The 18398-nt window shown below is 67.1% G+C and carries 16 protein-coding genes; 10 read left to right on the top strand and 6 right to left on the bottom strand.

Annotation, left to right across the window (positions count from 1 at the left end):
• Position 1 precedes the first annotated feature (1 nt).
• Positions 2 to 1180: a YgfZ/GcvT domain-containing protein gene (locus tag OVA31_RS16070; protein WP_267627606.1), complete on the bottom strand. Its 1179-nt coding sequence runs from the start codon at positions 1178 to 1180 to the stop codon at positions 2 to 4.
• Between the two features lie 74 nt (positions 1181 to 1254).
• On the opposite strand from OVA31_RS16070, the gene OVA31_RS16075 reads away from it, so the two are divergent.
• The 6 genes from OVA31_RS16075 (at position 1255) to OVA31_RS16100 (ending at position 10372) form a co-directional block, all read left to right on the top strand.
• The gene (locus OVA31_RS16075; protein ID WP_267627607.1) at positions 1255 to 2121 is read left to right on the top strand and encodes an aminodeoxychorismate lyase; all 867 of its coding nucleotides are present in this window, start codon (positions 1255 to 1257) and stop codon (positions 2119 to 2121) included.
• 251 nt (positions 2122 to 2372) lie between these two features.
• On the top strand, positions 2373 to 3941 hold the full coding sequence (locus OVA31_RS16080) for a cytochrome ubiquinol oxidase subunit I (RefSeq protein ID WP_267627608.1): 1569 nt from the start codon (positions 2373 to 2375) through the stop codon (positions 3939 to 3941).
• A gap of 11 nt (positions 3942 to 3952) precedes the next feature.
• Positions 3953 to 5035 (top strand): cytochrome d ubiquinol oxidase subunit II, encoded by a 1083-nt coding sequence (gene cydB, locus OVA31_RS16085; RefSeq protein ID WP_267627609.1) that lies wholly within the window; start codon positions 3953 to 3955, stop codon positions 5033 to 5035.
• Entirely contained in the window at positions 5032 to 6774 is a 1743-nt protein-coding gene (gene cydD, locus OVA31_RS16090; RefSeq protein WP_267627610.1) for a thiol reductant ABC exporter subunit CydD, read from the top strand. The genes cydB and cydD overlap by 4 nt, the downstream gene beginning before the upstream one ends.
• Positions 6764 to 8557 (top strand): thiol reductant ABC exporter subunit CydC, encoded by a 1794-nt coding sequence (cydC, locus tag OVA31_RS16095; protein ID WP_267627611.1) that lies wholly within the window; start codon positions 6764 to 6766, stop codon positions 8555 to 8557. Before cydD ends, cydC begins: the two co-directional genes overlap by 11 nt.
• Before the next feature lie 486 nt (positions 8558 to 9043).
• A complete protein-coding gene (locus tag OVA31_RS16100) occupies positions 9044 to 10372 on the top strand; it encodes a hypothetical protein (RefSeq protein ID WP_267627612.1) in 1329 nt (442 codons plus the stop codon).
• Between the two features lie 13 nt (positions 10373 to 10385).
• Here the strand turns inward: OVA31_RS16100 and OVA31_RS16105 are convergent, their stop codons facing one another.
• Positions 10386 to 11036 (bottom strand): FABP family protein, encoded by a 651-nt coding sequence (locus tag OVA31_RS16105; RefSeq protein WP_267627613.1) that lies wholly within the window; start codon positions 11034 to 11036, stop codon positions 10386 to 10388.
• 166 nt (positions 11037 to 11202) lie between these two features.
• On the opposite strand from OVA31_RS16105, the gene OVA31_RS16110 reads away from it, so the two are divergent.
• Complete coding sequence (locus OVA31_RS16110) at positions 11203 to 11652, top strand: SRPBCC family protein (protein ID WP_267627614.1); 450 nt, start codon at positions 11203 to 11205, stop codon at positions 11650 to 11652.
• A gap of 113 nt (positions 11653 to 11765) precedes the next feature.
• Here the strand turns inward: OVA31_RS16110 and OVA31_RS16115 are convergent, their stop codons facing one another.
• From OVA31_RS16115 to OVA31_RS16125, 3 genes are all read right to left on the bottom strand, one after another.
• Complete coding sequence (locus tag OVA31_RS16115) at positions 11766 to 12071, bottom strand: DUF1416 domain-containing protein (protein ID WP_161060271.1); 306 nt, start codon at positions 12069 to 12071, stop codon at positions 11766 to 11768.
• A gap of 2 nt (positions 12072 to 12073) precedes the next feature.
• Entirely contained in the window at positions 12074 to 12913 is an 840-nt protein-coding gene (locus OVA31_RS16120) for a sulfurtransferase (protein WP_267627615.1), read from the bottom strand.
• Between the two features lie 509 nt (positions 12914 to 13422).
• Positions 13423 to 14343: a DUF2993 domain-containing protein gene (locus OVA31_RS16125; protein WP_267627616.1), complete on the bottom strand. Its 921-nt coding sequence runs from the start codon at positions 14341 to 14343 to the stop codon at positions 13423 to 13425.
• A gap of 144 nt (positions 14344 to 14487) precedes the next feature.
• Between OVA31_RS16125 and OVA31_RS16130 the strand changes: the two genes are divergently transcribed.
• Together OVA31_RS16130 and mshD are read left to right on the top strand one after the other, a co-directional pair.
• The gene (locus OVA31_RS16130) at positions 14488 to 15282 is read left to right on the top strand and encodes a winged helix-turn-helix transcriptional regulator (protein ID WP_267627617.1); all 795 of its coding nucleotides are present in this window, start codon (positions 14488 to 14490) and stop codon (positions 15280 to 15282) included.
• A complete protein-coding gene (gene mshD / locus OVA31_RS16135; protein WP_267627618.1) occupies positions 15260 to 16186 on the top strand; it encodes a mycothiol synthase in 927 nt (308 codons plus the stop codon). The genes OVA31_RS16130 and mshD overlap by 23 nt, the downstream gene beginning before the upstream one ends.
• A gap of 28 nt (positions 16187 to 16214) precedes the next feature.
• Here mshD and OVA31_RS16140 read toward each other — a convergent pair whose 3' ends face one another.
• On the bottom strand, positions 16215 to 17078 hold the full coding sequence (locus OVA31_RS16140; protein WP_267627619.1) for an alpha/beta fold hydrolase: 864 nt from the start codon (positions 17076 to 17078) through the stop codon (positions 16215 to 16217).
• Positions 17079 to 17313: 235 nt separating this feature from the next.
• Between OVA31_RS16140 and pstS the strand changes: the two genes are divergently transcribed.
• A complete protein-coding gene (gene pstS / locus OVA31_RS16145; protein WP_267627620.1) occupies positions 17314 to 18396 on the top strand; it encodes a phosphate ABC transporter substrate-binding protein PstS in 1083 nt (360 codons plus the stop codon).
• Positions 18397 to 18398 lie beyond the last annotated feature (2 nt).

Consider the following 18398-nt stretch of genomic DNA (forward strand, 5'->3'; position numbering starts at 1 on the left):
ACTACGAGACCCCGCCGTGGCGGAGCCGGTCGATCGCCGCGCGGCCGGCCTGGACGCGCTCGTCGTCGCGGACCGAATCGGGGTCGATCCGGGCACTCACCGGGCGCTCGCCATCGACGAGCAGGTCGACCTCGGGGCCGACCGACCGCTTGACCAGCGCCAGCGCGATCGGACCGAGCTCGTAATGGTCGACGACTGTCCCGATCCGGCCGACCACGCGTCCGCCTGCTTTGACCGGATCGCCGGTGGACGGTCGCTCGTCGGTGCTCCCGTCGAGATGGAGCAGGACGAGGCGACGCGGCGCCTTGCCGAGGTTGTGGACCCGCGCGACGGTCTCCTGTCCGCGGTAGCAGCCCTTGTCGAGGTGAACCGCCCCGAGCTCGTCGGGTCCGCCGATCCAGTTCACCTCCTGCGGGATGGTGCGGTCATCGGTGTCGACTCCGTGTCGGGGGCGCATCGCGGCGACCCGCAGCGCGTCATGGGTCCAGCCACCTGCCATCCGTGCGCCGGCGTCGGTGAGTTGCGTCCACCACGCCTCGACGGCGGATTCGGGGATCACCAGGTCGATCACGGGCAGCCGTGCGCCCTCGCCGATCGGAGGCATCACCCGCCAGAAGCCGAGTGGTTCCTCCTCGTGGTGGAGTTCGGGCAGATCGCCTGCGGTGTAGATCGGGGCGTCGGGGGCGAGATCGATGAGGTCGGCGATCGGGCCGTGCACGATGTCCGGACCGATCAGTGTGAGGACCGACATGTCGGGCCGGGCGGCCGGTTCGACCTTCGCCCAGAAGACCATCTTGGCGAGGAAGTTCAGCAGGACCGGCCCGCGCCGACCTTCGCAGTCGACCCAGGTCACCCCGTCGACATCGGTCATCACGAAATGCTCCTCGACGCGACCGTTCGCATCGAGCGACAGGTTCTCGGCGCTGGTCCGGTCGGCCAGGGACTCCACATGCTGACTGGAGATGGTGTGCAGCCAGGTCAGTCGGTCGGCACCCGGCAACTCGATCACGGTCCGGTCCGAACGGTCGACGACGGCCGCGGAACGTTCCGCGGTCCGCTGCTCTCCGAGGGGATCTCCGTAATGCCAGGCGACCTGGACAAGGTCGTCATCACCGTCCTGGGGTGGCCCGGGCACGGCGCCCTGAGTGGAATACCTGGTCAGAATGCGCGACGCGGTCACATGTCGAGTCTACGGGGCGACACGAACCGGCGAGTGCGGGTCATGACGGACGGACCTCACCTAGCCTCGAGTCCATGGCGCAGCAGATTCTGGTCACCCTCGACGGCACGGTGCACGATCCCGACGTCCCGTTCCTCCATGCCGACGACCTGGCGGCGGTGCGTGGCGACGGCGTGTTCGAGACCTTGCTGATCCGCTCCGGCCGGACGCGGCGCGTGGGAGCGCACCTCGATCGCCTCGAACGCAGCGCGGCGATGATGGATCTGCCCGAGCCCGATCGTGACGCATGGCAGTCGGCCATCGAGGTGGCCGAGAAGGAATGGTCGGTCGCGGGTGGGGACGGCGAGGCGTGGCTGCGGCTGATCTACTCGCGAGGGCGGGAGAGCGCGCCGGATGCCGGACCGACGGCGTATCTGGTCGTCGGTGCCGTTGCCGAGCGGGTACGACACGCCCGCTCGGAGGGACTCTCGGTGGTGACACTGGACCGCGGCTACTCGACAGATCTCGCCGAGACCGCGCCCTGGCAGCTCCTCGGCGCCAAGTCGCTCAGCTACGCGACCAACATGGCCGCCCTGCGTCATGCCGAACAGCAGGGGTTCGACGACGTGATCTACCTCAGCAGCGAGGGAGCGGTGCTGGAGGGGCCGAGATCGACGGTCGTCACCGTGACGGGGAAGACCCTGGCCACCCCGCCCCCGGAGACCGGCATCCTGCCCGGGACCACGCAGCGCGCGGTCTTCGACATCGCGGAGCAGGAGGGCTGGACGACCGCGACGCAGACCCTTCGCCGAGCCGACCTCGTCGGCGCCGATTCGGTCTGGCTGATCAGCAGTGTCACCTTGGCCGCGCGGGTCAGATCGCTCAACCGGTATGTGATGCCGACATCAACGACAGATGACGAATTCGCCGATTTGGTGGACCGCGCGATTTGCGTTGACTGACAATGGGAGCGACGTTCGTGCGTTGACCGGTGACACGTCGCCGGTCAACGGGCGGACGGGATCCAGACCACAATTTCATCCAGGTGCGATCAGGGCTTTGGGTGCTTGAACTTGCCCATCCGCGCAGCGTAGCGTGGGTCGGGTACGACTACTACGAAATGTAGTAGGTGAGGGTTCGGCAATCAGGAGGTCGCACACCGCGGCCCGGCTCGTGCATCGCAGCCCGATGCACCGACTCTGATAGAGGCGACATGGACGCTCTTGATGTCTCCCGATGGCAATTCGGGATCACCACCGTCTATCACTTCATTCTGGTCCCACTGACCATCGGTCTGGCGCCGATGATCGCTGTCATGCAGACGGTCTGGCACGTGACCGGCAACGAACAGTGGCTGCGCGCGACCAAGTTCTTCGGGAAGCTCTTCCTGATCAACTTCGCGCTGGGTGTCGCCACCGGCATCGTGCAGGAATTCCAGTTCGGCATGAACTGGAGCGAGTACAGCCGATACGTCGCCGATGTGTTCGGTGCGCCTTTGGCCTTCGAAGGCCTGGTCGCGTTCTTCCTCGAATCGACCTTCATCGGTCTGTGGATCTTCGGCTGGGGTCGTTTGCCGCGGCGAGTCCACCTGGCCTGCATCTGGCTGGCCGCGATCGGCGTCAACGCATCTGCCTACTTCATCATCGCCGCGAACTCGTGGATGCAGCACCCGGTGGGTGTGGAGTGGGACAACGAACGAAATCGTCCGGCGATGAACGACTTCGGGGCGGTTCTGACCAACAACACCACCCTGGCGGCGTTCCCGCACGTCATCGCCGGCGCGCTGCTGACCGCAGGTACCTTCGTCGCGGCCATCGGTTGCTGGTGGATGGCCCGGAACATGTGGCGGGCGAAGAAACTTCGCGTGGCCATCGAGACCGGCGACACCTCCGAGATGCCGAAGGCGACGTCGCCCAGTCAGATCGACGCCACGCCCGAGGATCTCGAGCACGACGCACGCAGGATGTGGCGCCCGGTGACGCGGTTCGCGCTGTGGGTGACCGTGGTCTCGGGCGTTGCCCTGTTCATCACCGGCGACATCCAGGCCGAGATCATGTTCGAGCAGCAGCCGATGAAGATGGCATCCGCGGAATCCCTGTGCAACACCGAGACCGGTGCCGCGTTCTCGGTGCTGAGCGTCGGTCGGCAGAACAACTGCGACAACGTCCACCCGGTGATCGAGATCCCCAACATGTTGTCGTTCCTGGCCAATCGCGACATCCACAGCACTGTGCAGGGCGTGAATCAGCTACAGGTGCAGTACCAGGAGGCGCTCGACATGCCCGGGCAGAACTTCGCGCCCAACCTGTTCGTCACGTACTGGGGCTTCCGGGCGATGATCACCTGGGCGCTCGGCTCGGCGGTGCTCGCGTTGGGCGGGCTGTGGCTGACGCGGAAGAAGAGAGTTGTCGAGTCGCGAAAGTTCGGCTTGCTGGCCTTGTGGATGATCCCCACCCCGTTCCTGGCCAACAGTTCCGGCTGGATCTTCACCGAGATGGGACGTCAGCCCTGGGTGGTCGCGCCGAACTGGGCCGAGGATCTGGACCCGTTGCAGATCCACATGCTCGTCCAGGACGGTGTCTCCAACCATGTGGCGGCCACGGTCTGGGTGACGCTCATCGGTTTCACGGTTCTCTACGGGGCACTCGGGGTCGTGTGGTTCATGCTGCAGCGCCGCTACATCATCGAGGGGCCGGCCACCTACGATGCGGTACCACCAGATGAGCCGTCGCCGGACGATTCCGATTCCGGTGAGCCCAAACAACTCTCGTTCGCGTACTGAGGAGATGACCGATGGGACTGCAGGAGTTCTGGTTTCTGATCATCGCGATACTGTTCGTCGGCTATTTCGTGCTCGAGGGTTTCGACTTCGGGGTCGGCATGTTGATGCCCTTCCTCGGGCGCAGCCATACCGGTGGTGACGAGAAGGTCGAGCCGACCGAGGATCTCGCCGATCCGGACAGCCGTCGCAGGGCGATCCTGAACACGATCGGGCCGGTGTGGGACGGCAACGAGGTGTGGGTGATCACCGGTGGCGCCGCGATGTTCGCGGCATTCGGCGGCTGGTACGCGACGATGTTCTCGGCCTTCTATCTGCCGCTGTTCCTGATCCTGGTCGGGCTCATCACCCGCGTGTGTGCCATCGAATGGCGGGGCAAGATCAATTCGCCGAAGTGGCGCGCATGGGCCGATGTGGGAATCGGGCTGGGCTCCTGGATTCCGGCGATCCTGTGGGGCGTCGCATTCGCGAACGTCATCCGGGGCCTCCCCATCGATGCCGATGCGCAGTACACGGCCGGGTTCTTCAATCTGCTCAACCCGTACGCGCTGCTCGGCGGCCTGACGACGTTGTTGGCCTTCCTCACCCACGGCGCGGTCTTCCTGGCGCTGAAGACGAGCGGTGTGCTGAAACAGGATTCGATGAAGTACGCCTCCCTGCTGGCCATCCCCACCCTGGTGGTGGCCGCGGCATTCCTGCTGTGGACCCAATTCGCGTACGGCAACGGCTGGACGTGGATTCCGGTGTTGATCGCGGCCGTGGCGGCGGTGGTGATGGTGCTGGCGACGCAGGTGAAACGAGAGGGCGTCGCGTTCTTCGCGACCTGTGTGGCGATCGCCGGGACCGTGGCCACCCTGTTCTCGGTGCTCTACCCGAATGTGTTGCCGTCCACCACGGATTCGGCCTACAACCTGACGATCGACAACACGTCGTCGAGCCACTACACGCTGACGATCATGACCTGGGCCGCGGTACTCATCACACCGGTCGTCATCGCCTACCAGGCGTGGACCTACTGGGTGTTCCGCAAGCGGATCTCGGTGGAGCAGATCCCCGCGCCGAGCGGTCTGTCGTCGCTGCGTGTGCCGACTGAATGACGCGGGCTGCCAGCACCACCGCGTCCACCGGGGAGGCCGACACCGCCGAGGAGGGCGCACCGGCACGCCGCGCCGGGCCGGTCGACCCACGGCTGCTGCGGTATTCGCCTGCCGCCCGCTGGTACGTGGTCGTCACGGCGGTCTTCTCGTTCGGCGCTGTGATCGCGATCATCGTGACCGCGGCGATGGCGGCCTCGATCGTGTCCGAACTCATCGTCGATCCCGGCAGGCGATCCGTTGCCGCCCAACAAGTTCACCTCGGTGTACTGGCGGTTGCCGTGGTCGCTCGGGTGGCGATGACCTACCTGCACGACCGGTACGCGCAGCGGGCGTCCGCGCGCGTCATCGCCCAGTTGCGCGCACGTGCTCTCGACGTCCTGACCGACCCCGCGACCACGTCACCGCGCGACCTCCTGGAGCGGCGCGAGCACGCGAGCACCGTGCTGCTGCGCGGACTCGACAGTCTCGCACCGTATCTGGCGGGCTACCTGCCCGCGCTGATCGTCACCCTCACGGTCACGCCGACGGTGGTGCTCGTCATCGCTGTCACCGACTGGCCGTCGGCGCTGGTCATCCTGATCACGCTCCCGCTGATACCGCTCTTCATGGTGCTGATCGGGTTGATGACGCGGGACCGGACCGACCGCAAACTCCAGGCGATGAGTCGCCTGAACGCGCAACTGCTCGACCTGATCGCCGGCCTCCCGACGCTGCGGGCACTGAACCGGTCACGCGGGCCGGCGGAACGAGTTGCCCAGCTAGGACGCACCCACCGGCGGACCACGATGTCGGCGCTGCGGGTCGCGTTCCTGTCCGGCGCCGTCCTCGAGTTGCTCGCGACCCTGTGTGTGGCGCTGGTGGCCGTGGGCATCGGAATCCGTCTCGTCTACGGCGAGATGAGCCTGTACGCAGGTGTTCTCGCGTTGATCCTGGCTCCGGAGGCCTACCACCCGCTCCGGCAGGTCGGTGCCCAGTTCCACAACTCGGCCGATGGGGTCGCCGCGGCCGGCGAGATCGTCGAGTTGATCGAGGCGGCCGACGCCCCTGCGACGTCTCATCCCGGCCACCGCACCTGTTCGGTGGCCGGGCAACAGATCGGACTCCTCGACGTCGGTGTGCACGGGCGAGATGGATGGGCACCCCATCGACTCGCCGCGACGATCGAGCCGGGCGAGCTGACGGTGCTGACCGGACCGAACGGGGCAGGGAAGTCGACCACGCTGCTGGCCGTCATGGGCCTCATCGAACCGGATGAGGGGTCGGTGCTGATCGGTGCGATCTCGGTCGCCGAACTCGATCCGGCCGCACTTCACGAGCAGATCGCATGGTTGCCGCAGTTGCCGGTGATCGTTCCCGGCACGGTCACCGAGAATCTCGAGCTGTTCGGAGTCCTCGACCCGGCAGCGCTGCGACGTGTATCCGAGGCGACCGGTTTCGACGACGTCGTCGACGAACTGCCAGATGGTGTGGAGACCATGCTCGGCGCGGGTGGCGTCGGGCTCTCGGCGGGCCAGCGGCAGCGACTCGCGCTCACCCGGGTGCTGGCCTCGCCGTCGCCGCTGATCCTGCTCGACGAGCCGACCGCGCATCTCGACGAACGGTCCGCGGCTGCCGTGCTCGGCGTGCTCTCGGCCCGTGCGCAGGCGGGCGACACCGTGGTGGTGGTCGCCCACGAGCCGCTGGCGCGCGCCCACGCCGACCGGATCGTCGAGATCGGCGGGGTGCACCGTGGCGACTGAACCCGGGCAGACCGGTACCGCTCATCACGGGCGAACGGCTGATCCCTTGCGGCGTGCCTTCGCCTTCCTCGGGTTGCAGGGTCGGCCATTGGTGAAATCGATTCTGCTGGGGGTGGGCGGATCGCTGTCGGCGCTCGGCTTGGCGGCATTGTCGGCATGGCTGATCACGCGTGCATGGCAGATGCCGCCGGTGCTCTACCTGTCGGTGGCGATCACGTCGGTTCGGGCCCTCGGGATCTCGCGCGGGGTCTTCCGATACCTCGAGCGCCTGGCCACCCACGACCTCGCCCTCGGCGCGATGGCGACGGCGCGCGAACGCGTCTATCGCAGGCTCGCCGCCGGCGATCCCGCGTATTCGGTGACGCTGCGTCGCGGTGACCTGCTGGCCCGCACCGGTGACGACATCGACGAGATCGGCAATGCCCTGATCCGGGGCGTGATCCCGATCGCCGTCGGCGCGGTGACCGGTGTCGCCGCGGTGATCATCATGGGCCTCGTGTCGTGGTGGGCGGCCCTGATCCTCGCGGTCGCACTGCTGGTCAGCGGCCTCGTCGCGCCGTGGCTGGCGGCACGCGGCTCCGCGCGATCGATCGGCGATTCGTCCGAGGCCGCGACCCGCTCGTCGGAGGCGACTCTGGCCGCGCTCTGGCACGCTCCGGAGCTGACCGTCGCGCGGCGACGGGAGCACGTTCTCGCCGCCGCCGGGGCGGCCGACACCGAAGCCCTGGAGGCGGCCGATCGGGGACTGCGCCACGAGGCCGCCGCGACCGCGGCAACGCCTCTGTCGGTGGGCGTCTCGGTGCTGGCGGCCTGCCTGATCGGGATCGGGCTCGTGTCGTCGGTGCCGGGATCGTTGGCGTCCGTGGCCTCGGGCGAGGGGCTCACCCCGATGATCCTCGGCGTCCTCATCCTGCTGCCGCTGTCCGCCTTCGAATCGACGGGACCGCTCACCGAGGCCGGAATCCAGATCGAGCGGAGTCGTCAGAGCGCGGCCCGGGTGATGGCGCTGGTCGATGGTGCGGGTGTGTCCGATGTCGGCTCGGAGCCCGACGGAGTGCCCACGCACGAGCGGGGACCGTGGGATCGCGACATTCATTCGGGACCGGTGACGGTCGTCGTCGATGCACTTCGGTGGGGTTGGTCGTCGACGAATGTCCTCGGTCCCGCCGACGGGCTGTCTGTTCAGTTGCCGCCCGGGGCGCGGATGGTGGTGGTCGGGCCCAGCGGATCGGGGAAATCGGCACTCATGCTGACCCTGGCCGGGCTCTTGGAGGCTCGCACGGGAACGGTCGGCTGCCGCGACGGCACCGCCGACCCGGTCGATCTGCGTGCGGCGGTCTGCTACGTCGCCGAGGAGGGCCACGTCTTCTCCACGACGGTCCGGGAGAATCTGCTGGTCGCCCGGGGCGACGCCGACGATGCCGAGCTCATCGCGGCGCTCGACGCGGTGGGTCTGCGAGCGTGGATCGCCGGGCTGCCCGACGGTATCGACACCGCACTGACCGGGGGAGCGGATGCGGTCAGCGGCGGTCAGCGACGCCGGCTGCTCCTGGCCCGAGCGTTGCTGCACCCGGCGCCGGTGGTGCTGCTCGACGAACCGACCGAGCATCTCGACGCCGACGATGCGGCAGTGCTCCTGCGCCGGCTCATCGCCGCCGAGGGCGGACTGTTCGGTCCGTCGAAGACCGTGGTGATCGTCACGCATCATGCTGGGGCGCAAGATTTTTCCGTCGTCAACCCGAGCTGCGCACTGCTCGAGATCGAACCTGTCGCAGCCCGGTGAAAAAGACGTTGCCGCCCAGTCGTGGGCAGGCGTATCTTCGGCTGTACACGAGGAAGGAGGTGGTTCGAAGTTGTATGACTATTGGACACGTGAGGTGACCATCCGCTAGCGCGGATCGTGGCATTCACTGCCATGGGAGTGCGCCGACAGGCCGCACCCTCCGTGCCGGCGAATCCCAGATGGTCACCCGACCCCCGTACCCCGATCGAGTCCGATCGGCCCTGGCCCTGCTGACGGGCGGTACGGGGGTCGTTTCCGTCTGGGGTCGCTTCGGTCCGGGCGCGACTCCCACGAATCCGGCATGTGTAACGCACGTCACCGCGATCCCGATCGGTAATTCAAGTAGTCGACTACTCGTGCTCGGACACCGACTCCGGCGTGAAATTGACACCAGTCCGTGATCGACCCCGATCAGGCCCGACCCATCCGTACCGGGTCGCGACGCGAACCACAGTCGACCGAACATCTTCGGCGAGGGAGACCGACATGACCGCGACACATGCTCACGTGGCACCCGATCACGAGGCATCGACCGTGCCCCGCATGCCCGTGGGCCTCCCGCACGAGATTGCCGCCGATCACGTGGACACCGAGGTCCGAGCCCGATTCCTCACCCCTGACGACGCGGACTGGACCAACGACGGCGCGGCCACCTGGACCAGCGGCCACGTCTCGGGTCTCACCTACTCGCACACATCGGGCTCCGACCAGCTGGTACTCCACAACCGGGGCGCGCACGACCTCGGGGTGCTGTCCACCCCGGAACTGCCGGGCACCGACGGAACCGTGTTCACGCATCTGCCGGGCGGCACGTCGGTCGATCTGCCCGTCGCCGAGTCGCACATCCTGCAGACCGCCCGGGTCGGCGACCGGCCGGTCCTCGTCGGACAGATCGTGGCCGGGCGCGATCCGGAGAGCGCCGAGCCGTTGTTCATGCTCGACGGCCCGGCCCCGGACGAGGTCGACTGGGCAGTGCTCGACCCCGACGATGTGTACTGGAAGCCGGGCGACGTCGATTTCGGTGCGCCGACCGCCCCACAGTTCGTGTTCGCCGACCCGTTCGCGCACGGTGTCCACCACACGCGCATCGACGGTGAGGTGGCGCTCCACAATCACGGCGACAGCGAGGTGGCAGTGCTGACGGTCGGCGCCGACGGCCCGCTCGACCTCGTGGTCGCGCGGCCGGGCGAGTCGGTCCCGATTCCGCCCGGAGACGCCGTCTGCTACGTGCAGGCGCCCCGAACCGATTGCAGCCCAACGCTGTTGGGCGTCATGTGGCTGCGCTCGGGCGAGCTGATGCCGAGTGTGCTGCCGATTCCCTCGCGGCGCGATCACCTCGACTACCACTACCTGACCCCGTGGAGCGCCGACTGGGATTGCGGTTACCCGCAGCAGATCCACCTCGATGCCGAGGCGAGTGGCGTCACCTACCAGTACCGGACAGGTGCGGACCGGATGACCATCCGCAACACCGGCGACGAGCCGATCGCGGTGATCTACAACCGTGCGGGTGAGCGGGTCGTCGCCGAGGTGGCGGCCGGCACCCGGATGACCTTCCCGGTGTGTGCGGACGCCGACACCGGCCAGGTGTTCTCCGTCGTCGGCGAGCGTGTGGACAGCAGGCCGGGCCGGTCGGCGAGCTTCGCGTCGTCGGGCGCGGTGATACCGGGAACCAGCGGCACACCGGGTACCGCAACCAATTTCGGCTCGGTCGTGATCATGCTCGGCACGGTGGTCTACAGCGCCGTGCCCAAGAAGAACCTCTACCTGGCATGGTCTGACCGTCGTCGGTGGTTGCGGCGGGCAGCCGGGTGAACAACCCGATACGTCAGCCGGCGTAGCGACGGAGCTTGGCCGATATCCGTGGGATGAGATCGCCGTCGGCGTCGACGCGCTCCTCCACATAGGCGAGGTCGCCGTCCTCGACGAGTCCGTAGAGCCGTTTCGCGCCGCCGGTGCGGCGGCCGGAATCGGCCTTGATCACCACGTCGGTGGCGAGTTCCCATGAGGTCTGGGTCAGGGGCTGACCGTAGAACAGTTCGATCGAACCCTCCGCATGGGCCAGGAGCAGTTCGATGTTGTCGTCGTCGCCGATTCGCCAGAACCCGGTCTCACGCAGATCGGGACGAACGAAACGCGCGTCGTCGTCGATCACCCACGACCGGGCCTGCCAGTTGAGAAAGTTCTGCCCGTCGTGACTGATGATGATCTGTTGAGCGAAGTGGTAGTCGACGCCGGTGTCGGGATCGTTGCCCTCACCCTCACCCAGCCAGACCCCGACCATCGGCAGAAGTGCGAGGAGCCCGGAATGCAGATCGGCGCCCTGGCGGAGATTGGCGGTGTCATGGGGGAGCGGAAGCTCGCCCCACTCGGGGAGATTGCGGTCTGCGGTCTCCCTGGCGCGTTCGGCCGCCTGGTTGATCGCGTCGTCGCCGGAGCGGCGCGCCGCGCCGTCCGGTTCATCCGCAGGCTGGGTCACGACTCGTCGTTGATCAGACGGTAGAGGACGTAGACACCGAACCAGGCGATCAGAATCGATGCCAGAATCAGCAGGATCTCGAAGAAAATGACCACGCGCAGAGTTTAGCGCGCGAGTTCTGCCGCCATCGACCCGAGGTGGTCTCGTCCGATGCTTGGATGGTGACATGAGCGATGAACAGCGCATCTCGACGGCGAGCCGCCGGATCGCCGCCCCGGCCGAACGCATCTTCGAGCTGATCGCCGATCCGGCGCGGCAACCCGACTGGGACGGGAACGACAACCTGTCGCAGGCCCCGTCCGGCCGGCGGGTGACCGCGGCGGGCGAGGTGTTCGCGATGACCCTGACGACCGGCGCGGTACGGGAGAACCACGTCGTCGAGTTCGAGGAAGGTCGGCGAATCGCCTGGAAGCCGGCGGAGGAGGGCTCCGAACCGCCCGGCCATCTGTGGCGGTGGGAACTCGAGCCCGACGGCGACGCGTCGACCCTGGTGATCCACACCTACGACTGGACCGATCTGCACGATCCGCATCGCCTGGTCCGTGCGCGCGCCACGACGTCGGATCGGTTGCGGTCGTCGATCGACCGGCTGGCCGCGATCGCGGAGATGCCATAAGCAGCACGGGTTTCGGCTGGATCAGGGCGTCCCGCAACTCTCACCGACCATTCCGAACATGACGAAGGCCCCCCGGGGCGGAACCCCGGGGGCCTTCGGTCGCGTGGAGCGATCTACTTCTTGACGACGATGTCGTGCTCGTGCACGCCGGGCCCTTCCGGCGAGATGGTCACGTCACCGTTGCCGACCGAGGACAGCGCACGCAGCGTCCACGTGCCGGGGGCGGCGAAGAAGCGGAAGTCGCCGGTGGGGCTGGCCACGACCTCAGCGGTGAACTCACCGGTCGAGTCGAGCAGCCGGACGAACGCGCCGGCGACCGGCGTGCCCTCGGAGTCGTTGACCTGCCCGGTCAGGACGGTCTCCTTCTCGACATCGACGCCTGCGGGCAGCTTCTGCCCTTGCTTGGGTGCAGCACACATGATTACTTTCCTTCTCCGAGCTCGACGGGCACGCCGACCAGCGAGCCGTATTCGGTCCAGCTGCCGTCGTAGTTCTTCACGTTCTGGTGGCCCAGCAGTTCCTTCAGCACGAACCAGGTGTGGCTGGAACGCTCGCCGATGCGGCAGTAGGCGATGGTTTCCTTCTCGCCGTCGAGGCCCGCCTCGGAGTACAGCTCGGCGAGATCCTCGTCGCTCTTGAACGTGCCGTCTTCGTTGGCGGCCTTGCTCCACGGCACGTTGATGGCGCCGGGGATGTGGCCGGGACGCTGGCTCTGCTCCTGGGGGAGGTGGGCAGGCGCGAGGATCTTGCCGGAGAACTCGTCTGGGCTGCGCACGTCGACAAGGTTCTTGTTGCCGATGGCGGCGACTGTCTCGTCACGGAACGCGCGGATGGTCAGATCGGGCTCGGCGGCCTTGTAGGTGGTGGCCGGACGGCTCACCGAGTCGGTCGACAGCGGGCGGCCGTCGAGCTCCCACTTCTTACGGCCGCCGTCGAGGAGCTTGACCTCGTTGTGGCCGTAGAGCTTGAAGTACCAGTAGGCGTACGCCGCGAACCAGTTGTTGTTGCCGCCGTAGAGGACGACGGTGTCGTCATTGGAGATGCCGCGCTCGCTGAGCAGCTTGGAGAACTGCTCGGCATCGACGAAGTCGCGACGGACCGGATCCTGCAGGTCGGTCTTCCAGTCGATCTTCACGGCGCCGGCGATGTGGCCGCCGTCGTAGGCGGAGGTGTCCTCGTCGACCTCGACGAAGACGATTCCGTCGGTGTTGAGGTTCTGCTCAGCCCAGTCGGCGCTGACCAGGACGTCGGAACGTGCCATGGTTGGGTCCTTCCCAGATACTTGCGGATATTTGTGGAGAGAGGTGGAACGCCGATGATGCCGACCGGGTGATTCGTCGCGGATGGTTCTGGTCACCGGAGATGTCCGGATGAGACGCGAGATGTCAGAGATGCAAGGAACCGCACCGGCCACCATCGTCAGGAGAACGCGCCGACAGGCGCCGCGTTCTCAGAGACTAACGACAGCAACAATCGGCGACGCGACAGAAGTCGATCGCACGACGGCGAGTGAGCATGAACTCACGGCGCAGTTGCATGCCAACGAGGGTACACAGCGGTGACCGGCGTCCCCAAACGGCTCCCGCCATCGTCGCCGATCGGGCGCAGATTCCCGTCGATCGGGCGCAGAAATCCGCCGACCGTGCGCAGAACCTCGTCGATCGTGCGTGCCCGCGCCCGTTCGGCGGCAAGTTGTGCCCGCTCGACAGGAAGGTGTGCACGATCGGCGGGAAGGTGTGCCCGATCGACGGCGTGGCGGGTGAGGAGCCGTCAGAAGTCGCTCGGGACGAGGTCGGTCGTGCCGCGCGTTCCGGTCAGGAGGACGTCGCTGCCCTCGCTGTGGGCCTCGGTCGGTGTGGTCTGCCAGGGCAGCGGCATCGGGGGGAGCGTCACCGTGAAGCGCGACAGCACATATCCACGGAGATCGTCCGCGACGTCGGCGTCGACGTGTTCCTCGGGGCCGCGATAGAAGTCGGATGCGGAGATGCGTAAGCGGCCGTCGATCACGGAGAGGTCCACCGCGACGCTGACCTTCACCTTCGGACCGGGGTACGCCGCCGCCGACGGCGGAATGTGTGTTCCTGCGGGAATCGGTGGCAAGGGAACGGTTCCGGTCAGCAACACGCCCGAGGTGCGGTGCAGGAGTCCGTCGCCCGGCCCGCCACCGCCCGCTTTGTCCTCGGGCGCGGGGGTGTTGACCGTCAGATCGAGGATGCCGAGCATCCGTCCGAGATTCACCGAATCCAGCCGTGTGTAGGCGTCCACCGACGCAGTGTGCAGTAAGTCACTCGACTCGATGTCGAAGCCGTTCGTCGTCGACCACCGGCCCATGGTGGCGCCGAGTTCGGCACGGCAGCCCGCAGCGGACGGGCAGCTGACCGCAACGCCGCGGGCGGTGATCACCGCGCCGCCGAAGTCGCCGGCGCGCGCATGGGTCAGGAAGGGAAACCCGCTGATGGTGACCTCGGGCTCATACGTCACGCGTGGTGACGAGAGCAATGCCCGGGAGAAATCATGTTCGGTGCGCATCGCGGCGACGGTGTCGGTGAGAAGCAGTATCAGGGCGACCACGACCAACCCGACGATGCCGACACCCAGAATCCGACGTCCCCGGTGCCGGTGCCCGTATCGGCGCCGAGATACACGCTGTCGGCCTCCCCCGGACGCCTTGTTAACAGCGAAACGCGACATTGGCGCTATTCTGTCACCTATCGCGCACACGTTGGTAAGGCGGCGTAAACAAACCGCCGACCACGTGAGCAGTGCCGGGCCGGTCCGCACGAGGGTCGGGTTCGGGTGTCCGCGGGTTGGGGAACGACGAGATCGGAGTACTACATGGATCTCTTACTGTTGACAGCCGATCCGAATCCGGAGTCCGTCCTGCCATCCCTGTCGTTGCTGGCGCACACCGTGCGGGTGGCGCCGACCGAGGTCTCGTCGTTGATGGAGGCGGGCAACGCCGATGTCGCGATCGTCGACGCGCGGACGGATCTCGCCGCCGCCCGCGGACTCTGCCGGCTGCTCGGCAGCACCGGTTCCGCTGCGCCCGTGGCCGCGGTGCTCACCGAGGGTGGGCTCGTCGCGGTGAACGCCGACTGGGGTCTCGACGAGTTCCTGCTTCCCGCTACCGGACCCGCGGAGCTCGACGCCCGTTTGCGGCTGCTGGTGGTCAGGACCCGGGGGATGACCACCGAGGAGGCCAGCGGCAAGGTCACTCTGGGCGAGTTGATCATCGACGAGGGTACCTACACCGCCCGGTTGCGTGGCCGCCCACTGGATCTGACCTACAAAGAATTCGAACTCCTCAAGTACCTCGCGCAGAACGCCGGTCGTGTGTTCACCAGAGCGCAACTCCTGCAGGAGGTCTGGGGGTACGACTTCTTCGGTGGCACCCGAACGGTCGACGTCCACGTCCGTCGGCTGCGCGCGAAGCTGGGCAGCGAACACGAATCCCTGATCGGTACAGTACGTAACGTCGGGTACAAGGCCGTCCGTCCGAACCGCGGCAGGGGATCGACGGACACCGACAACTCGATAGACGTGATGCCCGACGGGGCAGACGGCTTCGCTGCCGATGATCTCGATGGACCGCTCGACGAGGAGTTCAGTGCCACCACCAACGGGAACTGACGGAACCGGCGCCGGACTGACGGTGGCCGACCATCTGGCCCCTGAGGCCGTCGACTTCGCGCACGGGCTGGTGAGGTCTGCGACCGACGCCGACGGTGTCGTGCCGCTGTCCGAACAGTCGGTGACCGTGATCGACGGATCGTCGGATCAGGTTGTGCGTCATGTCTTCTCGGACGCAGGCTATGCAAATGTGATTGCCGGGCGGTCGGGTGAGCCGGCCATGATCGAAGCCGTCGTCGATCCGGCCCGTCGACGGGAAGGCCACGGTCGGGCGCTTCTCGTCGCGGCGTTCGACGTGGCGCGAGAGGTCACCGCCGATCCGGCGCCGCGGGTCTGGGCGCATGGCGACCTGCCCGGTGCGGTGGCGCTCGCCGCGAACCTGGGTCTGGCCCGGCGCCGCGAACTGTTGCAGCTGCGTCGGCCGCTCCCGCCGGCCGGCGACGCACTGCCGCCACTCGAGGTCGACGACCGAACCGTGTTGCGTACCTACGAGGGTCCCGCCGACGATGCGGAGATCCTGCGGGTCAACAACGCAGCGTTCGACTGGCATCCGGAACAGGGCGGATGGACGCAGGCGCAGATCACCGAACGGGTCGGGAGTGACTGGTTCGACGCGAAAGGGCTGTTCCTCGCATTCGACGCCGGGAGCCCGGAACACCTGCTCGGCTTCCACTGGACGAAGGTGCATGACCCGAGCCTGGGAGAGGTCTACATCGTCGGCGTCGATCCCGCGGCCCAGGGTCGCGGACTCGGCAGGCTGCTGACCCTGGCGGGGCTGCATCATCTCGCCGATCACCACATCGGCGAGGTGGAACTGTACGTCGAGGGCGACAACGTGGCCGCGCTGCACACATATGAGCGGCTCGGTTTCACGAGGTATGCGATCGACGTCGCCTACGGGTGACGCGGTGCCGACGACAACCGGCGCGAGCTCAGCCGAGTTTCCGTGCCCGTGCCGGTGCCTCGGTCAGGAAGTCGTCCAGGATCCGTACCACCTTGTCGGGCGCCTCGGCGTGCGGATAGTGGCCCACCCCCGGCAGGATCTCGAGGCGGCTCCCCGGGATGGCCTCGTGTGCGGCGATCCCGTGCGCAACCGGGATGATGTTGTCCTTGTCACCCCAGATCAACTGGGTCGGCAATTCGGCGTTGAGGTACAACCGGTTCAGGGCGCTGACCGCCTGGCCGCGGTGGTCGACCACCGCTCGTAGCGTCCGGAGGAACGCCCGCCGCGTCGCGGCGTCGGACAACGAGGCATAAGCCCGCCAGGTCTGATCCGCCCGTGGCGAGCGGATACCGGCCGACGAGGCCCACGACCGAACCGTCTCACCCACCCGCAGAACAGGTTTCGGAGCAATGATGGGGAGGATGAGTTCCGCGCCGGGGGCGGCGAGGAACCTCAGCATCCAATTGACGTCGGGCCCCAGCCCGCCACTGCCGATCAACACGAGACGCTCGCAGTAGTCGGGGTGTTGGTAGGTGAACTGCATCGCGACCCCGCCACCGAGCGATTGGCCGATCACCGTGACCTTGTCGATCCCGATCTCGTCGAGCAGGTCACGCAGGAAGGCCGCGAAGGCCCCCAGGGAATAGTCGCCGCGGGGCTTGTCGGAGTCGCCGTGCCCGGGCAGATCCGGTGCGATGATGCGGTAGCGCCGGGCGAGGGCGGGGATCACGGCATCCCAGGTGGCGGAGCTGCCGGCCATCCCGTGGATGAGCAGCAGTGTGTCGCCGTCGCCGGCATCGCGATAGGCGACTCGGTCGCCGTGAAGGTCGAGATGTTTGTACTCGTTCGTCACGGACGTCGCTCCCCACGCAGTCGGTCAGATGTCCGGCACTTCGGGTCTTGGCCGAACTCTACCGGGCGTGGGGTCTCCGGGCGTTCGCTCCCGGTGTCCAAGGGCTTATCGGACTACGGTCCGGCCAATTCACCGTGCGTTCATCTGGTGTCGGTGATCAGTCCACCAGCCCGGCCTAGCGTCATTTCGGACACCCCGGAGTGCCGGGGTCATCGATCGAAAGGCACGTGTAGCGGTGAAGATCAATCGGAACGGTGCGTTGGCGGCGGTATCGACCATTGCGATGGTCGCCCTGGTCAGTGCATGCAGTAGTGGCGGGGACACCAAGACGATCAGCGGCGAGGGCTCGACGGCGCAGCAGAAGGCGATGGAGCACTTCAGCGACGTGCTGACCGACAACGGCGACATCGTGATGGATTACACGGGCAGTGGCTCGGGGGACGGCATCAAGAAGTTCATCGCCGGTGACGTCGACTTCGCGGGTTCGGATTCGGCACTCAAGCCCCAAGAGGCCGCGTCGGCGAAGGAACGCTGCAACGGCAACGACGCGTGGCACATCCCCCTGGTGGCCGGCCCGGTGGCGGTCGCCTACAACGTGGAGGGTGTCGACAACCTCAAGCTCAACCCGACGGTGCTCGCAGGCATCTTCGACTCCAAGATCACCAAGTGGAACGATCCGGCAATCGCGGCGTTGAACCCCGGCGTCGCTCTGCCTGCCGAGAACATCGTGCCGGTGCACCGCAGCGACAGCTCGGGCACCACCGACAACTTCCAGCAGTTCCTCCAGGCGTCGGCACCGCAGGCCTGGCCGTACGAGCACAGCAAGGAGTTCCAGGGCAAGGGCGGCTCCGCCGCAGCCAAGTCGACCGGCGTCGGTGACACCGTCAAGAAGACCCCGGGCTCGATCACCTATGTCGAGTGGGGTTTCGCCACCGAGAACAACCTGGGTGTGGCCCAGGTCGACTTCGGTGCGGGACCGGTCGCGCTGAATGCCGGGTCGGCAGGCAAGGCTCTGGACTCGGTCAAGTTCAAGACCCCGGGCAGCAAGGACCTCGTGGTGGACACCGACGCGCTCTTCGCCTCGAAGACCGCCGGGGCGTACCCGCTGATGCTGACCACCTACGAGATCGTGTGCTCGACGGGCTACGCCGACGACAGCATCAGTTCGACCCTGAAGGAGGCCTTCACCACCGCCCTGAATTCGGGTCAGGACGGCCTCGCCGAGATCGGCTACGTGCCGCTGCCGGCCGCCTACAAGGCGACATTGCAGGGCACCATCGACAGCCTGACCGGTAGTGCTGGCGGCCAGAACTCCTGACG

This window comes from Gordonia sp. SL306 (assembly GCF_026625785.1).
Lineage (GTDB): Bacteria > Actinomycetota > Actinomycetes > Mycobacteriales > Mycobacteriaceae > Gordonia.